Below are 18,510 nucleotides of genomic sequence, written 5' to 3'. Positions count from 1 at the left end.
CCGGCCACACCCCCGCTTGTTGAATGAGACGTACGTGAACTAGCATCGCGATCCCACTCAGACACGGATGTTGAGTATGGTGCGCATGGCTGCGTTCCTTGTGTTGATGCTCCTCAGCGGCGGCGCCACCGCGCGGTCCGTCTGGAACAACATCGGCCCCCACGCGCGGACCAGCGGCGCGGGCGATATCCTGACGCCCGAGGGGGGAGCGGTCACCGTGTCTGCCGAGTCGGTCGGGCAGGACACGTTCTTCGGTGCCATCACGTCAGTGGACGCCACTGCCTTCCGGGGACGGGAGGTGCGTCTGGCCGGTTCGCTCCTGGTCGCCGAGGGCACCGGCATCGCTGCGCTCTGGCTGCGTGCGGACGGCCCGGACGGACGGTTGGCGTTCGCAAGCACGGGGGCCAGCCCAGCCCGCGCCGGTGAGGGAGCACAGGCGAGGGAGCTGCAGCTCTACATCCCGTCGGACGCGACCCACCTCAAGCTGGGCGTCACACTTGACGCGGCAGGGCGGGTGAACGTCCAGCGACTCACGCTGACGTCGGAACCTGCGGTGTCGGCAGGTGTTTCTGCGTACGACATGATCGCCTATGCGCTTCCGATCATCCGCGCCAACGCATTGAACGCGGGCAATGTGGACTGGTCAGCCCAGGAGGCGATGATGCGGGCCCCCGGCCTCACGCAACGTCCTGCGCAGGAGGCGTATGGCCGACTGCAGCGGGTGCTGAATGCGCTCGGTGACCGGCACAGTTTCCTGCAGGTACCGGGTCAGGCCTCGACGGCCCGCACGACCGCCGTGGCATCGACGGCTATTGAATCGCGGCAGATGCAGGACATCGGTTACGTGCTCGTACCGGGGCTGCGCGGAACCGATGCCGCAGCCGGCGACGCATTCAGCGCCGGACTCTGCGAGAAGATCGCCACTCTGGCGCCCACGTCGTCCAAGGGCTGGATCGTCGATCTTCGCCAGAACACCGGCGGCAATATGTGGCCCATGTTGAGTGGGTTGGGTCCGCTGCTCGGCGCTGGCGACATCGGCGCGAACCGCACCCGGGACGGTGCAGTGACCCGCTGGCCTTCTCGCGGCGCCAAGGCATGCACCATCGACCTGGCCCGCAGTCGCGTGGCCGTGCTGGTGGGCGCGAAGACCGCCAGCTCTGGTGAGGCGGTCGCCGTTGCATTCAGGGGCCGCCCTGACACCCGGTTCTTCGGCGAGCCAACCTCGGGGCGGGCAACCTCCAACCGAACCTATCCACTTCCCGACGGCGGCGCACTCCTGTTGACGACCGCGATGTTCGTGGATCGCCAGGGGGATGTGTATCCGCAGGGCATACGGCCGGAAACGCCTGCATCGGGTGAGCAGGGCGGCGTCGAGGCAGCAGCGGCGTGGCTGCGTTCGCTGCCTTGAGGGCGTGTGCGCATCATTCGCCCGGCTTCAGCAGGAGCCATTGGGCAAGGTGGTCATCCAGGTCGCCTGACGGACTGCGGTGGCGTTCCGGCCGGCGCTAGCGAACCTGCTTGCCGTACATCTCTGCCAGTACGGCTTTGTAGGCGGCCAGCGGCTGCAGTCCCACCTCGCGGCGGCGTGCGTCCAGCCCGTCCATATCGGCAGTGGGCTGGAGCTCGAAGATGCCGTCGGCGTTCTCCTTGAACTGGCTGCCGTAGCGCTGCGGTTTGCCTTGGGCGAGCAGCACGCGATCGGTGAGCAGGGCGTAGTCGGCGAGGTCGGCTTCACCGCGCCTTGCGGCGTTCTCGATCAGTGGCAGCATCTCGGCCTGGAAGGCCGGGTCATGATCGGCGTGCTGCACGATCACCCAGGCGGCCTTGGCGCCATCGGCGCCTACCCGCGAGCGCTCCGGCCAGCCCTTCTCGGCAACCGTTGCTTTCAGCCAGGTGGCGTTTTCCACGCTTACCGGCGTGGTCTGCGCCCAGGCGCTGCCGCCGCCGGCCGCGACCGCGGCGTGCTGGGCGGCCTGGTCCTTCGCCTCGCGCTGCAGCAGCGCGTCGCGCAGGGGATCATCGCGTTGTGCGGCGTGTCTGTGTTCTTCGGCGGCGATGCGTTGCAGCACCGATGGCCAGACCGGATCGGCGCGCAGGGCGTCCAGGCCAGGCCGCGTTTTGGTGCGCAGGTCGTCCAGCGGCAGACGGCCGGTGGGCAGCAGGGCGTCGATATAGGCCAGCGCGGCAGCGCGATCGCCGGAGGCTGCCGCGCATTCGACCAGCAGCAGTTCGCCACCGGCGGGGAACGCGCCGCCGCTGTTGTACAGCGTGTCCAACGTCCGGGTACAGCCAGCAAAATTGTCCGCGCCGTATTGTTCGACGGCATCGAAGAAGGTGCCCGGGGACGCAGCGCCGGCAAGCAGCGGTGCCGACAGCAGCAGGGCCGTGGAGACGACCTTCTTCAGGGGGGACAGAGAGATCGAACACGGATGCATGGCATTCCTCCTTGAACGGCAGTGCTGGCCCGGTCCGAGTTGCCGGGTGCACGGGCAGGCTAGCAGATCCACCGTTGCCGTTGGTCGTGGTACCCGCCTGCGGCCGGTACTATCTGAGCAGGGCGGCCAGCGAGGCGACGTTGGCCACGGCGCATAGCACGAAGATCCCTTGGAAGGCGGTCTTGCGGTGCTTGTGGCGGAACACGGACTGGCCGAGCAGGGCACCCGGCCAGCCTCCGGCGAAGGCCAGCAGTTGCAGGGTGCGTTCGGGCGTGCGCCAGGTGCCGCGTTGCGCGGCGCGCTTGTCCACGCCATACAGCGTAAATGCCACCGCGCTGGTCAGCGCGTACCAGGCTGCGGCCCACAGCGGCAGCGCGCCGGTGACTGTCATGGCGATCAGGGCGCCGGCCGCAGTGAGGGCGAGGTAGCGTCGCAGGTGCGTCACAGCGTGCCGAGGAAGTCGCCCACGGCCGGGCCGAAGCGTGCGAAATCGACCAGGAAGGCGTCGTGCCCCTGTGGCGAATCCAGCCCGATGAACTGCGCATCGGCGCCCCCGGCACGCAGGCCGTCGGCGATCTGCTGCTGCTGCTGCACCGGGAACAGGATGTCGGTGTTGGCGCCGATCGCCAGGGCCTTGTCCACCCGGATCCGGGCCAGGCCAGCCAGCACGTCGCCGTCGGCGTACTCGGCCAGGTCGAACCAGTCCATCGAGCGGCTCAGGTACAGGTAGCAGTTGGGGTCGAAGAAGCGCACGAAGCGACGCGCGTGGCCCTCGAGATAGCTTTCGACCTGGAACTCCAGGCCGAACGGATCGTCGTCGGTCTGGTCCGAATCCAGCCGCACGCGACCGAAACGGCCGTCCCATTCCAGCGCCGAACGGTAGGTGATGACGCCGAGCTTGCGCGCCATGCGCATGCCCGATTCGGGATAGCTGTCTTCGCTGTACTGGCCGGCATCCCAGCGCGGATCGAGGCGGATCGCTTCGCGCTGCAGCGAGCGGATGGCAATGGAGAACGGCAGCGCCTGCGCGCTGCCGGAGATGTTGATGTGGCTGCGTGCGATGCCGGGCGCAAGCAGCAGCACGGCCAGCGCGGTCATGCCGCCCATCGAATTGCCGATCACGCAGGCGAGCTGGTCGATGCCGAGCGCGCGCACAAGATCGATGGCCGCGTTCGCGCCGTCCTCGATCGACAGCTCCGGGAAGTGCAGGCGATACGGCTGCCCGGTGGCCGGGTCGATGCTGGCCGGTCCCGTGGAGCCCTTGCAGCTGCCCAGCGAGTTGACGCACACCACGAACCAGCGGTTGGTATCGATCGGCTTGCCCGGCCCGAGCATCGGCTCCCACCAGCCGGCAGCCGGATTGCCCGCATTGGCGGCGGCATGTGCGTCCGGCGACAGGCCGGTCACCAGCAGAATCGCATTGCCGGCCTGCGCATCCAGCGTGCCCCAGGTTTCATAGGCGACATGGGCGCCATGCAACTGGCCGCCGCGCTTGAACGCGAACGGCGAGGGCAAGGCGTGGTAGCGCGTGCCCGGTGGGATGAATTCAGTCATGCGGGCATTCTAGCTCGCCCGAATCGGTGCACGGTGCCGCTGGCGGCACGCTGTATCGCGGTGATCGCCCGCTCAGGGCGAGCCCAGCACCAGCTGCACCGGGGCGGCATGGGGCAGGCTCACGCGCACCACCGCCGAGTCGAGGTCGCCCTCCTGGCGGGTGGCGTTGCCGGACGCGGACAGCCGGGCGAACACCTCCACCTCGTCGAGCGCCGACAACGCCTGGGTCGGCATCGGGCTGTCGGCATCGTCCAGCGTGACCACCAGCGGCAGTGCATCGGCGCGGTGTTTTTCCACGGCCACCGGCATTGGCGGGCCGCCCGGTACCCGGGCGATGACGAACACGCTGGTATCGCCGTGCAGGCGTGCACGCGCGGCGAACTGCGGGTCGAGCATGACCTTGATGGTCAGGCCGGGGCGCGCGGCGCTGGCGTCGGCGGAGCCGGCGGGGCCGGCCGGCAGCCCGGCGCTGGCCCGGGCGATGGCGATCTGCTCGCGCAACGCAGTGGCCGCGCCCGGGTCCAGGCGCGGCAGCAGCGCTTCCCAGGTGGCGGCAGCGTCGGCATCCTGGCCGCGCTGGCGCTGTGCGATGCCGATCAGCCAGCCGGCGCGTTCGCTCTCGGGCGCGAGCTGGGCGGCGTGGCGCAGCCACGTCAGTGCGGTATCGTCGAAGCGTTTGTCCGGGTCGGCCTGGGCGCGTGCCTGCGCCGCTTCGACCAGGACCACCGGCTCATCCGGTGCGAGCGCGATGGCGCGTGCATAGGCGCGGTTGGCGGCCTCGAGGTTGCCGAGCGCCAACTGCGAACGTCCCAGCAGTGCCCAGCCGTCGGCGCGTTGCGGGTCACGCGCCAGCGCCTGCTCCAGGTCCTGCACACCGTCGCGCAGCGTCGCCGGGGCGGTGCGTTGCGCTTCCTCGGCCGCCTGCGGTGTGCCTACCAGCAGATACAGCGACGCGCCGGCGATGCCCATTGCCAGCGCCCCACCGAGAAAGGGCCCGCGGCCGGTGCGGCGCAGCGGCCACAACACCACCATCGCCATGACCGCCGCGACCAGCCCGGCCAGCACCATCAGCCACTCGCTCACCAGTGATCCTCGCGTTGTTCGATAGGCTGGATGCGGCGGCCGCGCCGGCGCACCACCCACACCAGCACGCCGGCACCGGCCAGGAGCGCGAGCGGCGGGCCGAACCACAGCAGTGCGTTGCGCGCATCCATCGGCGGCCGGTACAGCACGAAGCTGCCGTAGCGCTCGACCAGGAACTGTTTGATCTGGGCATCGTCGCGGCCCTGCTGCATCAGCGCCAGCACTTCCCGGCGCAGGTCGTGGGCGATCTGCGCATCCGAATCGGCCAGTGACTGGTTCTGGCACTGCACGCAACGCAGTTCGGCGGTGAGCGCATGGAAGCGCGTTTCCTCGGCGGCGTTGCGGTACTGCAGCGGGGTGGGGTCGGACACGGCCTGCGCCAGCGCCGCCAGCGGCGCCAGCAGCGCCAGCAGCGCCAGCGCGAGCAGCGCGAGCAGCGCGGCGCGTGCCCGCGCGCGCGGGTTACGGTGCGGCCGGCAGATGATGCTGGGCATCGGCATTGGCGCGTTCCACCTTGTCCAGTTCGGGAATCAGCTGGGTATCGATCACCCGCTGGCTCAGCGCGCCGCTGTACTTCCAGCGCACCACGCCGCTGGCGTCGACCAGGAAGGTTTCCGGCGCGGCGGTGACGCCCCAGTCGATGGCCGTGCGGCCCTCGACGTCGCTCAGGACCAGCACGAACGGGTTGCCGAGCTGCTCCAGCCAGCGCAGCGCGTCGGCCGGTTCGTCCTTCCAGTTGTAGCCGATCACGCGCACGCGTTTGGTTTCGGCGAAGCGGGTCAGGACCGGGTGTTCTTCACGGCAGGCCGCGCACCAGCTGCCCCATACGTTGAGCACGTAGGGCGCGCCGCGCAGCTCGGCGCTGCTCACGGTGATGGTGGGATCGTGCAGGACCGGCAGCTGGAAAGCAGGGGCGGGCTTGCCGATCAGCGCGGACGGCAGCACATCGCGGTCGGGCGCGCCGGACTTCATCACGCCATACACCATCAGACCCAGCAGCCCGAAGAAGAACAGCACGCCGATCACGATCGCAACCGGTGGCAGCGGGCGGGACGGGGTGGGGCGGGGATCGGACATGGGAACTCCTACGGGCGACGGAAACGGCGGTCGGCGGCGGTGACGAAGCCACCCAGGGCCATCAACAGCGCGCCCAGCCAGATCCAGCGGACGAACGGTTTGATGTGCACGCGCACGGCCCACGCATTGTTGCCCAGCGGCTCGCCCAGCGCCACGTACACATCGCCGCTGATGCGGGCGTGGATGCCGGCTTCGGTCATGACCTGGCCGCCGCTGGCATAGGCGCGTTTCTCCGGATGCAGCAGGGCCAGCTCGCGGCCGTGGCGCAGCACGCGGACGTGGCCGCGGTCGGCGCTGTAGTTCGGGCCCTGCTGGTGGTCCACGCCTTCGAAGCGAAGTTCGTAGGCGCCCACCTGCACTGCCTGGCCCGGAGCGAGGGCGACTTCGCGCTGCACGTTGAGCGCCTCCACCAGCAGCGCGCCGGCCAGGAACACCGCCACGCCGCCGTGGGCCAGCAGCATGCCGACCATCTCGGCGTTGAAACGACCGTTGCCACGCAGGCGGGTCCACACGAAGCGCGCGGTGCCCAGCGCCACCCAGGCCGCAGCGGCAACGCCGGCGGCGGTCTTGAGTGCGCCCTGCGGCGCCATGAAGTAGGCAATGACGCCCAGCAGCAGCGACAGCGCGGCCCACGGCGCAAGCATGGCCAGCGCGCGCGAGGCCTGGTCGCGCTGCCAGTTCACCAGCGGCCCGAGCGGCAGCAGCGCCACCAGGGGCGCCATCAGCACCACGAACAGGGTGCCGAAATACGGCGGGCCGACCGAGACTTTGCCCAGCCCGAGCGCATCGGCCAGCAGCGGGTACAGGGTGCCGAGCAGGACCATGCCGCAGGCGGCGGCCAGCAGCAGGTTGTTGGCCAGCAGCAGGGTCTCGCGCGAGGTCGGCATGAACCCGCGCCGGGGATCATCGTTGCCCAGCGCACCGGCGCGCAGCGCGTACAGCAGCAGCGCGCCACCGACGACCAGGGCCAGGAACACCAGGATGAAGGTGCCGCGCGAGGGATCGGCGGCGAACGAATGCACGCTGGTGAGTACGCCCGAGCGCACCAGGAAGGTGCCCAGCAGCGACAGCGCGAATGCGGCGATGGCCAGCAGCAGTGTCCAGCTGGCGAAGCTGCCGCGCTTCTCGGTGACCGCCTGCGAGTGGATCAGCGCGGCACCGGCCAGCCACGGCAGGAAACTGGCGTTCTCCACCGGGTCCCAGAACCACCAGCCGCCCCAGCCGAGTTCGTAGTACGCCCACCAGCTGCCCAGCGCGATGCCGAGGGTCAGAAAGCCCCACGCCACGTTGGTCCACGGCCGGGTCCAGCGCAGCCAGCGTGCATCCACGCGGCCTTCCAGCAGGGCAGCGATGGAGAAGGCGAACGGCACGGCGAAACCGACATAGCCCAGGTACAGCATCGGCGGATGGATGATCAGCCCGGGGTCCTGCAGCAGCGGATTCAGGTCGCGGCCTTCCAGCGGCGCCGGCAGCAGCCGCGCGAATGGATTGGAGGTGAAGATCAGGAACGCCAGGAAGCCGATGCTGATGATGCCGAGCACGCCAAGCACGCGTGCGCGCACGTCCGGCGGCAGCCGTCTGGACCACAGCGCCACCGCGCCGCTCCACAGCGCCAACACCAGCGCCCACAGCAGCAGGGAGCCTTCATGCGCACCCCATACCGCCGAGTAACGGTACGCCATCGGCAGCAGCGAGTTGGAGTTCTCGGCGACGTACCGCACCGAGAAGTCCTGCACCACGAAGGCCACGGTCAGCACGGCGAACGCGCCCAGCAGCAGGGCCAGCTGGGCAAAGGCCGCCGGCCGCGCCACCGCCATCCAGGCCTGCTGGCCGCGCTGGGCGCCCCACAGCGGCAGCACGGCCTGCAGCAGGGCCATCAGCAGGGCGCTCACCAGCAGAACCTGCCCCAGTTCGGGCAGCACTCAGCGGGTCTCCGCAGCGGGCATGGTCACGTCGTGCCTGGTATGCGCCTGGCCCATTTTGTCGGCCACTTCCTTGGGGATGTAGTTCTCGTCGTGCTTGGCCAGCACTTCATCGGCAATGAAGCGGCCGTCCTGCAGGCGGCCGCTGGCCACCACGGCGGTCCCTTCGCGGAACATGTCCGGCAGGATGCGCGAAGTGGTCACCGGCAGCACGGCATCACCGTCGGTCACCACGAAATGGGCATCGAGCGAACCGGATGCGCGCTCGAACGATCCCTTGACCACCATGCCGCCAAGCCGGAAGCGCGACTGCGCATCCACATCGCCGCGCAGCACTTCCGACGGCGTATAGAGATAGGCGATGTTCCGCTGCAGCGCGAAGGCCACCAGCGTGGTTGCCAGCCCCGAGGCGAGCAGCAGCAGCAGCACCCAGACCATGCGACGACGCTGCGACGGGGTCATCGGGTGAGCTCCGTGGCCAGCGGCGTGTCGGGAAGCGCCTTGGTGCGCGCCTGCAACCGCTGCTGGCGTCGCAGTGCCTGCCGCCGGGCCACGCGCAGACGCAGCCAGGAGCCGAGCGCGTCGCTTCCCAGCACCAGCACGAACACCGCGTAGGCGGCGATGATGAAGGGGACGTGCGTCATCGCGGCAGCTCCTCGGATGTGGCCGGCGCGGTGTCGCCGAAGCGCTCGCCGACCCAGGCCTTGCCGGCCTCGCGCGCGAGGTTGTCGGCGCGCGCTTTGGCCAGCAGCGAACCGACGAACCAGAGTTTGGTGGCCACCACCATCCACCACAGCGGGGCGATCAGCTCCGGGCGCACTGCGTTGGTGCCGAACACGTTGATCGACTGGCGCTGGTGCAGGCCGCCGAACCAGTCGACCGAATAGCGGATCACCGGCAGCAGGCCGACGCCGACAATGGCCAGCAGCCCGGCCGCGCGTGCGGCGCTGCGTCGGTCGTCGATGGCGTGGTAGAGACCGATCACGCCCAGGTACAGGAACAGCAGGATCAGTTCGCTGGTGAGGCGTGGGTCCCAGTCCCACCAGCCACCCCAGGTGCCTTTGCCCCAGATGCTGCCGGTGAGCAGGGTGATCAGGGTGAAGCCGGCGCCCATCGGCGCGCAGGCCATTGCCAGGATTTCGCAGATCTTGATCCGCCACACCAGGGCGATGACCGCGTAGAAGGCCATCAGGGCGAACACGAACAGGCTCATCCACGCGCTGGGCACGTGGATGTAGATGATCCGGAAGGCATCGTTCTGGGTCTGCTCGGCAGGTACCACGAACAGGCCCTGCCACATGCCGAGCAGCAGCACCGGCACCGCGGCGACATAGAAGATGCGCGACCACCGCGTGGCGAAGCGGTCGAAGGTGGGCGGTGAACCGAGTTGATGGAACCAGCGGACTATCGGGTGCATGCGGCAGTGGCTATCCAACGAAGGGCGACGATCCAACGGACGTGGAGTGGCTCGTTAAACGATGACACTGGAACGGTGGCACGGGAACAGCAGCTCAACTCAGCGAGATCCGGATGGCGGCAGCCGTCGCCAGCGGCGCCAGCACCAGTGCCACCACCAGCCCGGCGGCCAGCAGCAGCAGCGCACCGACCGGATCCTGCCCGCGTGCCGCAGCGCCGACACTGCCGGCACCGAACACCAGCACCGGTACGTACAACGGCAGGGCCAGCAACGCCACGAGAATACCAGAGCGCCGGATGCTCACCGTCAGCGCGGCGACCACGCCACCGATCAGACTCAGCACCGGCGTTCCCAGCAGCAACGATGCCAGCAGGATCGGTAGTTGGTCATGTGGCACGTGCAGCATTTCGGCCAGCAGCGGCGTGATGGCGATCAGCGGCAGCGCGGTGGTGGCCCAGTGCAGCAGCACCCGTACCAGCACCAGCCAGGCCAGCGGGACCGGTGCCAGCAGCCATTGCTCCAGCGAACCGTCCTCGGCATCGCTGCGGAACAGCGAATCCAGCGCCAGCTGGCCGGCCAGCAGCACCGCCAGCCACAGCACCGCCGCACCGACCTGACCCATCAGCGATGACTCGCGGCCGAGTGCCAGCGCGAACAGCACCACCACCAGCAGCGCGAACAGCAGCGGTTGCAGCGCGTCGCCACGGCGGCGCCAGAGCAGGCGCAGGTCGCGCGTGACAAGGGCACAGGCGGTCTGCCACAGGCCCGGTTCGGTGCCCGGCGCGATCATGCGGCACCGCCGATGGCGACCGGGGGGTGCCCGGCGGGCGTCAGGTCGATCAGGCGGGTGCGCACGGGCGGGGCGGCGTACGCGCCGTGGGTGGTGACCAGGGCGGCCCCACCACTGCGCAGATGCGCGGAAATCATGCGGTTCACCAGGTTGATGCCGTCCAGGTCGAGATTGGCGTAGGGCTCGTCGAGCAGCCACAGCGGGGCCGGCGACAGCCAGATCCGGGCCAGTGCCAGGCGACGCTTCTGGCCGGCCGAGAGCTGGCGGACCAGGGTGTCCTCATAGCCGGCAAGGCCGACGATGGCCAGCGCATTGCCGGGCATCTGGCGCGCGCGGCGGCCATGCAGGCCGCACAGGAAATGCAGGTTCTCCAGCGTGTCCAGGTCCGGCTTGAGTGCGGGCAGGTGGCTGAGGTACGCCACATACTGCGACCGTTCCTTGTGACCGGCCACGCGGCCATCGATCTGCACCTGGCCGCTGTCGGCGCGCAGCAGCCCGGCCAGTACCCGCAGCAGGGTGGTCTTGCCGGCGCCGTTGTCGCCCTGCACCAGCAGGGCTTCACCGGCATCGATATGAAAGTCGAGCGGCCCGAAGACCGGTTCATCGTTGCGACTGAAGCCGAGGCCTTGCGCGGCCAGCAACGGAGGAGCGTTCAAGGGGCTCAGGCTTCACACCGGGAAAGGGCCGCCATTGTAGCGGGGGTGAGGTGGCAGGGTGGAGGGAGGGCGGGCCGTCATGGCCGCGGACGTTTTGCGTACACTGGCCTTTCCCCCTTTCCTCTTCATTCTTTGCCGATGCAACCCCAGACCAAGCTGCCCAAGGTGGGCACCACCATCTTCACCGTGATGTCCCAGCTGGCCGCCGAGCACGGTGCCGTGAACCTTGGGCAGGGGTTTCCGGACTTCTCCGCGCCGCAGCGCCTGATCGATGAAACGGTCAAGGCCATGCACGGCGGGCTGAACCAGTATCCGCCGATGACCGGCGTGGCACCGCTGCGCCAGGCCATCGCGCAGAAGTCGCTGGAGCTGTACGGCGCGCAGGTCGATGCGGATACCGAGATCACCGTGACCAGTGGCGCCACCGAAGCGATCTTCAACGCCATCCACGCCGTGGTGCGCCCGGGTGAGGAAGTGATCGTGCTGGACCCGGCGTACGACTGCTACGAGCCGGCCATCGCGCTGGCCGGCGCGGTGGCCGTACACGTGCCGCTGGACCCGCAGAGCTTCGCGGTGGACTGGGATCGCGTGCGTGCGGCGATCACCCCGCGGACCCGCCTGCTGATGGTCAATACCCCGCACAATCCATCCGGTGCGATGCTGACTGCCGGGGACATGCAGGCGCTGGCCGACGTCCTGCGCGGCACCGGCATCTACCTGATCTCCGATGAGGTGTACGAACACATCATCTACGACGGCCGCCGCCATGAATCGGCGCTGCGCTACCCCGAGCTGCGCGAGCGCGCGTTCGTGATTTCCAGCTTCGGCAAGACCTATCACTGCACCGGCTGGAAGATCGGCTACGCCATCGCCCCGCCGGCGATGAGCGCCGAGTTCCGCAAGGTCCACCAGTACAACACGTTCACCAGCTTCGGCCCGGCGCAGTACGGCTTCGCTGCGATGATCCGTGACGAGCCCGAACACCACCTGGAACTGGGCGCGTTCTACCAGGCCAAGCGCGACCGCTTCCGCGAACAGCTGCTGACCACCCGCCTGACCCCGCTGCCGGTGCCGGGCGGTTACTTCCAGCTGGTCGACTATTCGGCAATCAGCGATCTGCCTGACCACGAGTTCGTGAAGTGGCTGACCATCGAGAAGGGCGTGGCCGCCATTCCGCTGTCGCCGTTCTACGAGACCGCGCCGCGAGGCCAGCGCCTGGTGCGGCTGTGCTTTGCCAAGAACGACGCCACGCTGGACGCGGCGATCGCACGTCTGCAGGTGCTGTGATGACCGCCGCCGAACGCCCCGATCTGCGCGTCAGCCTCGTCCAAGGCGACACCCGCTGGCATGATCCGGCCGGCAACCGGGCGCACTACGGTGCGCTGCTGGCACCGCTGGCCGGGCAGAGTGATCTGGTGATCCTGCCGGAGACCTTCACCAGTGGTTTCTCCAACGACGCCATCGACAAGGCCGAGAACATGGACGGCCCGACCGTGGCCTGGCTTCGCGAGCAGGCGGCGCGGCTGGGCGCGGCGGTCACCGGCAGCGTGCAGCTGCGGGTGGGGGAGGGCGTGTTCAATCGATTGCTGTGGGCCACGCCGGATGGTGACCTGCAGTACTACGACAAGCGTCATTTGTTCCGTTACGGCGGCGAGCACCTGCGCTATGCCGCCGGCAACGCGCGTCTGAGCGTGGACTGGAAGGGCTGGCGGATCAATCCGCAGGTCTGCTACGACCTGCGCTTCCCGGTGTTCTGCCGCAACCGCTACAACGTGGAGCGTGCCAACGACCTGGATTTCGACCTGCAGATCTTCGTCGCCAACTGGCCCTCCGCGCGTGCCTACCCGTGGCGCACACTGCTGCGTGCCCGTGCGATCGAGAACCTGTGCTACGTGGCCGCGGTCAACCGGGTCGGCATCGACGGCAACGACCTGCACTACGCCGGCGACAGCGCGGTGATCGATTGCCTCGGCCAGCCGCAGGTGGAGATCCGCGAACGCGAGCAGGTAGTCACCACCACCATCTCGGCGGCGGCGCTGGCCGCGCACCGCGCGCGTTTTCCGGCGATGCTGGACGCGGACAGCTTTGACCTCCACACCCGCGCGTAATGCCGGCCGCTGGCCGGCGCCGCGTACGCCATGCCGAACCGATGCAGCCGGCCAGCGGCCGGCGCTACTGAACGGTGGCCGCATGCGCGTAGGCGGCCACATGCTGGCGCGATGCGCGCGCTGCTAGATTCTGGGCCGTTCCTTTCCGCATGAGTGCACTGCAATGAAGACGCTTTCCCTGGCACTGACTGCACTGGCAAGCCTGGGCGCGGTTCCCGCCGCACAGGCCGCCGGCAACATCGACTGCAAGCTGCACTACAACCTGGCGGGCTGGTCTGTGCTGTACAAGACCGCGTCGGGCACCGGCACCATCACCTGCGACAACGGCGCGCGCATCCCGGTCAAGATCACCGCCAAGGGCGGTGGGCTGACGGTGGGCAAGTCCAGGATCGTGGATGGCAAGGGCAAGTTCTCCGGCGCGTACGCGGTCAACGATCTGCTCGGCTCCTACGCGTCGGTTGAAGCGCATGCTGGCGCGGAGAAATCCGGAAATGCGCAGGTGATGACCAAGGGCGACGTCTCGCTGGCGCTGGCCGGCACGGGCAAGGGCTGGGATCTGGGCGTGGGTGTGGGCCGTTTCACCATCGAGCGGCGCTGACAGCAGCCCGGGAGCGACCTGCCAAACGAAAAACCCCGGCTCACGCCGGGGTTTTTTGTGTTCTGCGGTTCAGCGATCAGCCGCCGCGCGGGCCGCCACCACGGTGACCACCGCCGCCGGGACCGCGGCTGCCGCCGGGGCGTGCGCCGCCCGGACGACCGCCCGGGCCGCCGGGGCCACGACCGCCGGGGCCACCCGGGCCACGGTTGCCGCCCGGACCGCGATTGCCGCCGGGACCGCCGGGACCACGTGCGCCGGGACCGCCCGGACCACGGTTGCCACCCGGACCACCCGGACCGCGATTGCCGGCCGGACGTGCGCTGCCGTACGGGCTGGCGCCCGGATTGGCGTGGTCGGACGGGAAGCTGGGCGCATTGCCCGGATGGCCGTACGGGTGGCGCGACGCGCCCTGACCGCCCTGACCACCGCGGTTGCCGCCGCCGGCCGGACGGCCCTGGCCGCCGAAGCCGCCACGGCCTTCACCGCCGTATCCGCCACGGCCTTCGCCACGGCCTTCACCGCCGAAGCCGCCGCGCCCTTGGCCGCCTGCGCCGCCCGGACCCTTCGGCTTGCCGTAGGGACGCCCCTGGCCACCGGCACCTGCGCCGGCACCCGGGCCGCGCGCCCCCGGACCACGGGCAGCGCCCGGACCGGCATTGCGATGGTTGCTCGGACCGGTGCTGACACCGTCCGGCACGTACCAGCTGCGGAATGCAGCCGGGTTGCCTTCCGGCAGGGCGCGGTTGCCCTTGTCCGGACGCTGCTTGAACGGACGCTGCGACTGCTTGGCTGCCGCTTCGCCGCTGACCGTGAGGCCGCCCTTGAAGCCGCCGCCCTTGCCGCCGCGACCCCGGCCGCGCTCTTCGCGCACGTTGTCGAAACGACGCAGCTCGCGGCCTTCATCGGCCTGGTTGTGGCCGTTGACGTAGGCGTTGCCGCGGCCACCTTCGCGCGACACGCGCACGGTGGTCTTGGCGGCGCGGCGCTGGCCGATCACCGGCTGCAGGGTCAGCGCCGACGGCGCGCCTTCTTCCAGCTTCAGTTCGGCGCGCAGCGCTTCGACCTGCTTGGCCGGCAGTTCAACCGACTGGCCGCGCAGCAGTTCGCGCGGCAGGCTGACCTTGCCGTACCGGGTGCGCTTGAGGCGGCTGACCTGGCAGCCCTGCGACTCCCACAGGCGGCGCACTTCGCGGTTGCGGCCTTCCTTGACGACCACGCGGAACCAGTCGTGCGAGTCGGTGCCGCCGATGCGTTCGATCTCGTCGAACTTGGCTGGGCCGTCTTCCAGCGCCACGCCGCGGGCGAGGCGGTCGACGATGCTGTCAGGCACCTTTTCCTCGCCTTCCGGTGCACGCACGCGCACGACGTACTCGCGCTCCACCTCGTAGGAGGGGTGCATCATCGCGTTGGCGAGCTCACCATCGGTGGTCGCCAGCAGCAGGCCGGTGGTGTTGATGTCCAGGCGACCGATCGCGATCCAGCGCGCGCCCTTCAGGGCCGGCAGCGCTTCGAACACGGTGGGACGACCTTCGGGGTCTTCGCGGGTGGTCACTTCGCCTTCCGGCTTGTTGTACGCCAGCACGCGCGAGGTCTCGGTCAGCGCGGTGGCGACGAAGCCACGGCCATCCAGTTCGACCTTGTCGCCGCTCTTGATCGACTGACCGGTCTGGGCGACTTCGCCGTTGACCTTGACCAGGCCATCGGCAATGCGCTGTTCCAGCGCGCGGCGAGAACCGAGACCGGCCTGCGCCAGCACCTTGTGCAGGCGCTCTTCGAGCTTGGGCTGATCGGTGTCGGATTCGCGCTTGAGCGAAAGCTTGTTCAACGACAGCTTGCGGGGGGTGTCACTCATTTACTTGGCTCCGGCCGGCGACGGTTTCGTCGGCCTCTGGTTCGGGATCGGCTTCGTCAACAGCCACGGTCGTCGTCGCGACGGCGTTGTCTTCGGTTTCGTTCTGGTGCGCCGCGCGCTCTCCCGGCGCGGTAACGGGTTCGCCATCGCTGGCGGTCGTATCAGCGTCGTCGTCGCGGAGCGGCAACGGCGCATGGGATGAGGTGGTACCGGCTTCCGCATCGGCGGACGCCTCGCTATTGTCCTGATCTGCGGGCCGATCCGCCAGTCGGGCGGCAGCCAGCGCAGCGCGCGCGGCAACCCGGGCGGCGGCCGGGTCGAGGTCCTGTGCCGGATCGGATGCCGGGGGTGGGGCCTCGTCGGCGTGCTGGTCGGCGTCCGGTTCCACCGTGTCCTCACCCGTGGCCGGCGACGGGATGCCGTCGTCATTGGCGGCGTCGCTGTCCCCGTCGGGGTCCGGGCTGGCGGCGCCGGCGGCCAGGCGAGCGGCCGGCTGGCCGTCGCTGTCCAGCGGCAGCTGCGGTTCCAGCTCGCCCAGGTCGCGCAGTTCGGACAGCGGCGGCAGTTCATCCAGGCGCTTGAGCCCGAAGTAGTCCAGGAAGCCCTTGGTGGTGCCGAACAGCGCCGGCCGTCCGGGGACGTCGCGGTGTCCGATCACGCGGATCCATTCGCGTTCTTCCAGTGCCTGGATGATGTTGCTGCTGACCGCCACGCCGCGCACCTGCTCGATCTCGCCGCGGGTGATCGGCTGGCGATAGGCGATCAGCGCCAGCGTTTCCAGGGTGGCGCGGGTGTAACGGGTCTTGCGTTCGGTCCACAGCCGGGTGATGTAGCCGTGGACCTCGTTGGTGATCTGGAAGCGGAAGCCCGAGGCGACCTCGACCAGCTCCACGCCACGCCCGCTGCAGCCCTCGCGCAGCAGTTCCAGCGCGCGCTCGATGCTGCCCGGGGGCGCCGGTTCCTCTTCGGGGAACAGGCCCTGCAACTGCGCCAGCGTCAGCGGCTGGCTGGATGCCAGCAGCGCGCCTTCGACAATACGGTTGATCAGCGGTTGATCCATGCGTGGGTCGGGTGCTCAGTCGGATTCGTTGGCGGCGTCGTTGTCGTCGAACTCGCTGTTGAACTGCAGCGGTTCGTTGGTATTGCCGGCGGCCAGGGACTTGACGTAGATCGGCGCCAGCGGAGCTTCCTGGACAATGTCCAGCAGCTGCTCCTTGGCCAGTTCCAGCAGGGCCAGGAAGGTCACCAGCACCCCCAGCTTGCCTTCTTCGGCAGTGAACAGCGATTCAAACCGGTAGAACCGGCCATCTTCAAGACGACCCAGCACGTCGCCCATCCGTTGCCGCACGCTCAGCGCCTCGCGCTTGATCGCATGGCCGGTGAACAGCTCGGCGCGCTTGAGCACGTCGTGCAGCGCCATCAGCATTTCCTTCAGGTCCACCGGCGGCGGCAGCTTGACGGCCGCGCGGTCGGGAACGAAGGCATGCGCCAGGCTGGTGTCGCGATCCTGCCGGGGCAGGGCGTCGATGTCCTCGGCGGCCTGCTTGAAACGTTCGTACTCCTGCAGTCGGCGCACCAGTTCCGCACGCGGGTCGGCTTCGTCGCCTTCCACGCTGGGCGGCCGCGGCAGCAGCATCCGCGACTTCACTTCGGCCAGGATCGCCGCCATCACCAGGTACTCGGCCGCCAGTTCGAAGCGCAGCTCCTGCATGACGTTGATGTACTCGACGTACTGGCGGGTGATCTCGGCCACCGGGATGTCGAGGATGTCCAGGTTCTGCCGGCGGATCAGGTACAGCAGCAGGTCCAGCGGACCCTCGAAGGCGTCCAGGATCACTTCCAGCGCGTCCGGCGGGATGTACAGGTCCTGCGGAATCTGCAGGACCGGTTGCCCATGCACCACGGCCAGCGGCATTTCCTGCTGCTGTGGGGCGGTCGGCCGGATTTGCGGGTTCGCGTCGAGCGCGAGTTCGGAAGTCATCAAATTGACGTCAGTATTGCAACGGACCGGTCGCCGCACCGTGCCGGCCACTGGAGAACCAGGTGGCAGGGTGGCAGGCCAAGGCACGCCGCTGTCGGCGCGATTCCACACTTCAAACAGCAAGGCGCGCCGCGATGGGCAGCGACAGAACTACGGGGAGGTCGTCTACGTGCGCTGGTGTGGGGCAGTGGGTCGGTCGACACGGGGCCGGGAGAGCCGGGGGTCGACGGGCCGCTGCATCCAGCCACGTGCAATGGACACAAGAGTACGGCTTTGCACCGGCAGTGTCCAGCGAGCCGGGCTAGAATCGTCCCGTTTGTTTATATGAGTCTCGGGAGTTTCCTGTGTGGTATGTGATTGAAGGCTATGACGGCGCGGCCGTACTGCCTGCCCGCCAGTCGGCGCGGCCGGCCCATCTGGCGCGGCTGCAGGCCCTGCAGGACGAAGGGCGTCTGCTGCTGGCTGGCCCATGCCCGGCCATCGACAGCGAAGATCCCGGCCCGGCCGGCTTCAGCGGCAGCGTAGTGATCGCCGCATTCGAGTCGCTGGAACAGGCCCGCGCCTGGGCCGATGCCGACCCGTACGTGGCGGCCGGGGTGTACGAGCGGGTCCAGGTGCGGCCGTTCCGCAAGGTGCTGCCATGAGCAACGCCGAGCGCGTCGAGCGCATCCGTGCGGCCCTGCAGCAGGCCTTCGCCCCGGAGCAGCTGGTGGTGGAGGACGACAGCCACCGCCATGCCGGCCACGCCGGCGCGCGCGATGGCCGTGGCCACTTCACGGTGCACGTGGTGAGCACGGCGTTTGCGGGAATGGCGCCGCTGGCGCGCCACCGGGCCGTCTATGCGGCCGTCGGGACCATGATGGAGACCGATATCCACGCGCTGTCCATCGACGCCCGCAGTCCGACCGAAAACCGCTGAAACCCTTGTCCCGTCTTGTCCTGGCGAGTCCTGGAAGGACCCGCCGTGGACAGCGTTCCGTTACCGCCGTGAGACATGAGGCTAACGTAGTGTTTACATTCAGGATTGAAAACGCTTA

The 18,510-nt window shown here is 69.0% G+C and carries 21 protein-coding genes; 6 read left to right on the top strand and 15 right to left on the bottom strand.

Going from position 1 to position 18,510, the window contains the following annotated elements:
- Positions 1-76: 76 nt before the first annotated feature.
- Positions 77-1,408: a S41 family peptidase gene (locus ACPEH1_RS11175; RefSeq protein ID WP_423715779.1), complete on the top strand. Its 1,332-nt coding sequence runs from the start codon at positions 77-79 to the stop codon at positions 1,406-1,408.
- A gap of 97 nt (positions 1,409-1,505) precedes the next feature.
- On the opposite strand, the gene ACPEH1_RS11170 is transcribed toward ACPEH1_RS11175, so the two are convergent.
- The 12 genes from ACPEH1_RS11170 to ccmA form a co-directional block, all read right to left on the bottom strand.
- Positions 1,506-2,435, bottom strand: a complete 930-nt coding sequence (locus tag ACPEH1_RS11170; protein ID WP_423715778.1) for a DUF6624 domain-containing protein — start codon at positions 2,433-2,435, stop codon at positions 1,506-1,508.
- 109 nt (positions 2,436-2,544) lie between these two features.
- Complete coding sequence (locus tag ACPEH1_RS11165; protein WP_051008570.1) at positions 2,545-2,826, bottom strand: DUF1294 domain-containing protein; 282 nt, start codon at positions 2,824-2,826, stop codon at positions 2,545-2,547.
- Positions 2,827-2,876: 50 nt separating this feature from the next.
- Positions 2,877-3,989, bottom strand: a complete 1,113-nt coding sequence (metX, locus tag ACPEH1_RS11160) for a homoserine O-acetyltransferase MetX (protein WP_313242285.1) — start codon at positions 3,987-3,989, stop codon at positions 2,877-2,879.
- A gap of 72 nt (positions 3,990-4,061) precedes the next feature.
- The gene (locus ACPEH1_RS11155) at positions 4,062-5,075 is read right to left on the bottom strand and encodes a tetratricopeptide repeat protein (RefSeq protein ID WP_423715798.1); all 1,014 of its coding nucleotides are present in this window, start codon (positions 5,073-5,075) and stop codon (positions 4,062-4,064) included.
- Positions 5,069-5,500, bottom strand: a complete 432-nt coding sequence (locus ACPEH1_RS11150; protein WP_423715797.1) for a cytochrome c-type biogenesis protein — start codon at positions 5,498-5,500, stop codon at positions 5,069-5,071. The genes ACPEH1_RS11155 and ACPEH1_RS11150 overlap by 7 nt, the downstream gene beginning before the upstream one ends.
- A 34-nt stretch (positions 5,501-5,534) precedes the next feature.
- Positions 5,535-6,149, bottom strand: coding sequence for a DsbE family thiol:disulfide interchange protein (locus ACPEH1_RS11145; protein ID WP_136003288.1), 615 nt, complete (start codon positions 6,147-6,149; stop codon positions 5,535-5,537).
- An 8-nt stretch (positions 6,150-6,157) separates the two neighbouring features.
- Positions 6,158-8,071 carry a heme lyase CcmF/NrfE family subunit gene (locus tag ACPEH1_RS11140; RefSeq protein WP_423715777.1) on the bottom strand — a complete coding sequence of 638 codons (1,914 nt, stop codon included), beginning with the start codon at positions 8,069-8,071 and terminating at the stop codon, positions 6,158-6,160.
- Positions 8,072-8,533, bottom strand: a complete 462-nt coding sequence (gene ccmE, locus ACPEH1_RS11135) for a cytochrome c maturation protein CcmE (RefSeq protein WP_017357314.1) — start codon at positions 8,531-8,533, stop codon at positions 8,072-8,074.
- Positions 8,530-8,715 carry a heme exporter protein CcmD gene (locus ACPEH1_RS11130; protein WP_017357315.1) on the bottom strand — a complete coding sequence of 62 codons (186 nt, stop codon included), beginning with the start codon at positions 8,713-8,715 and terminating at the stop codon, positions 8,530-8,532. The genes ccmE and ACPEH1_RS11130 overlap by 4 nt, the downstream gene beginning before the upstream one ends.
- Positions 8,712-9,488, bottom strand: coding sequence for a heme ABC transporter permease CcmC (gene ccmC, locus ACPEH1_RS11125; RefSeq protein WP_017357316.1), 777 nt, complete (start codon positions 9,486-9,488; stop codon positions 8,712-8,714). Before ccmC ends, ACPEH1_RS11130 begins: the two co-directional genes overlap by 4 nt.
- Positions 9,489-9,582: 94 nt before the next feature.
- Positions 9,583-10,278, bottom strand: a complete 696-nt coding sequence (ccmB, locus tag ACPEH1_RS11120) for a heme exporter protein CcmB (RefSeq protein ID WP_136003290.1) — start codon at positions 10,276-10,278, stop codon at positions 9,583-9,585.
- Entirely contained in the window at positions 10,275-10,934 is a 660-nt protein-coding gene (ccmA, locus tag ACPEH1_RS11115; RefSeq protein WP_165699834.1) for a heme ABC exporter ATP-binding protein CcmA, read from the bottom strand. Before ccmA ends, ccmB begins: the two co-directional genes overlap by 4 nt.
- Positions 10,935-11,072: 138 nt before the next feature.
- On the opposite strand from ccmA, the gene ACPEH1_RS11110 reads away from it, so the two are divergent.
- The 3 genes from ACPEH1_RS11110 (at position 11,073) to ACPEH1_RS11100 (ending at position 13,640) form a co-directional block, all read left to right on the top strand.
- Positions 11,073-12,221 carry a pyridoxal phosphate-dependent aminotransferase gene (locus tag ACPEH1_RS11110; RefSeq protein ID WP_312710442.1) on the top strand — a complete coding sequence of 383 codons (1,149 nt, stop codon included), beginning with the start codon at positions 11,073-11,075 and terminating at the stop codon, positions 12,219-12,221.
- A complete protein-coding gene (locus ACPEH1_RS11105) occupies positions 12,221-13,042 on the top strand; it encodes an amidohydrolase (protein ID WP_153165359.1) in 822 nt (273 codons plus the stop codon). Before ACPEH1_RS11110 ends, ACPEH1_RS11105 begins: the two co-directional genes overlap by 1 nt.
- Positions 13,043-13,205: 163 nt before the next feature.
- A complete protein-coding gene (locus ACPEH1_RS11100) occupies positions 13,206-13,640 on the top strand; it encodes a hypothetical protein (protein WP_136003298.1) in 435 nt (144 codons plus the stop codon).
- 76 nt (positions 13,641-13,716) lie between these two features.
- Here the strand turns inward: ACPEH1_RS11100 and ACPEH1_RS11095 are convergent, their stop codons facing one another.
- The 3 genes from ACPEH1_RS11095 to ACPEH1_RS11085 are packed head-to-tail and all read right to left on the bottom strand — an operon-like array spanning position 13,717 to position 17,473.
- Positions 13,717-15,492: a pseudouridine synthase gene (locus tag ACPEH1_RS11095; protein WP_136003301.1), complete on the bottom strand. Its 1,776-nt coding sequence runs from the start codon at positions 15,490-15,492 to the stop codon at positions 13,717-13,719.
- Positions 15,485-16,552 carry an SMC-Scp complex subunit ScpB gene (gene scpB / locus ACPEH1_RS11090; protein WP_423715776.1) on the bottom strand — a complete coding sequence of 356 codons (1,068 nt, stop codon included), beginning with the start codon at positions 16,550-16,552 and terminating at the stop codon, positions 15,485-15,487. The genes ACPEH1_RS11095 and scpB overlap by 8 nt, the downstream gene beginning before the upstream one ends.
- A gap of 15 nt (positions 16,553-16,567) precedes the next feature.
- Positions 16,568-17,473, bottom strand: coding sequence for a segregation and condensation protein A (locus tag ACPEH1_RS11085; protein WP_017357401.1), 906 nt, complete (start codon positions 17,471-17,473; stop codon positions 16,568-16,570).
- Positions 17,474-17,817: 344 nt separating this feature from the next.
- On the opposite strand from ACPEH1_RS11085, the gene ACPEH1_RS11080 reads away from it, so the two are divergent.
- Positions 17,818-18,117, top strand: a complete 300-nt coding sequence (locus ACPEH1_RS11080; protein WP_017357400.1) for a YciI family protein — start codon at positions 17,818-17,820, stop codon at positions 18,115-18,117.
- A complete protein-coding gene (locus tag ACPEH1_RS11075; protein WP_136003306.1) occupies positions 18,114-18,392 on the top strand; it encodes a BolA family protein in 279 nt (92 codons plus the stop codon). The genes ACPEH1_RS11080 and ACPEH1_RS11075 overlap by 4 nt, the downstream gene beginning before the upstream one ends.
- Positions 18,393-18,510 lie beyond the last annotated feature (118 nt).

This window comes from Stenotrophomonas sp. NPDC077421 (assembly GCF_049545505.1).
In the GTDB taxonomy this organism is placed as follows: domain Bacteria; phylum Pseudomonadota; class Gammaproteobacteria; order Xanthomonadales; family Xanthomonadaceae; genus Stenotrophomonas; species Stenotrophomonas nematodicola.
The sequence above is the reverse complement of the archived record's forward strand: the minus strand, read 5'-3'. Positions and strand labels throughout refer to the sequence as shown.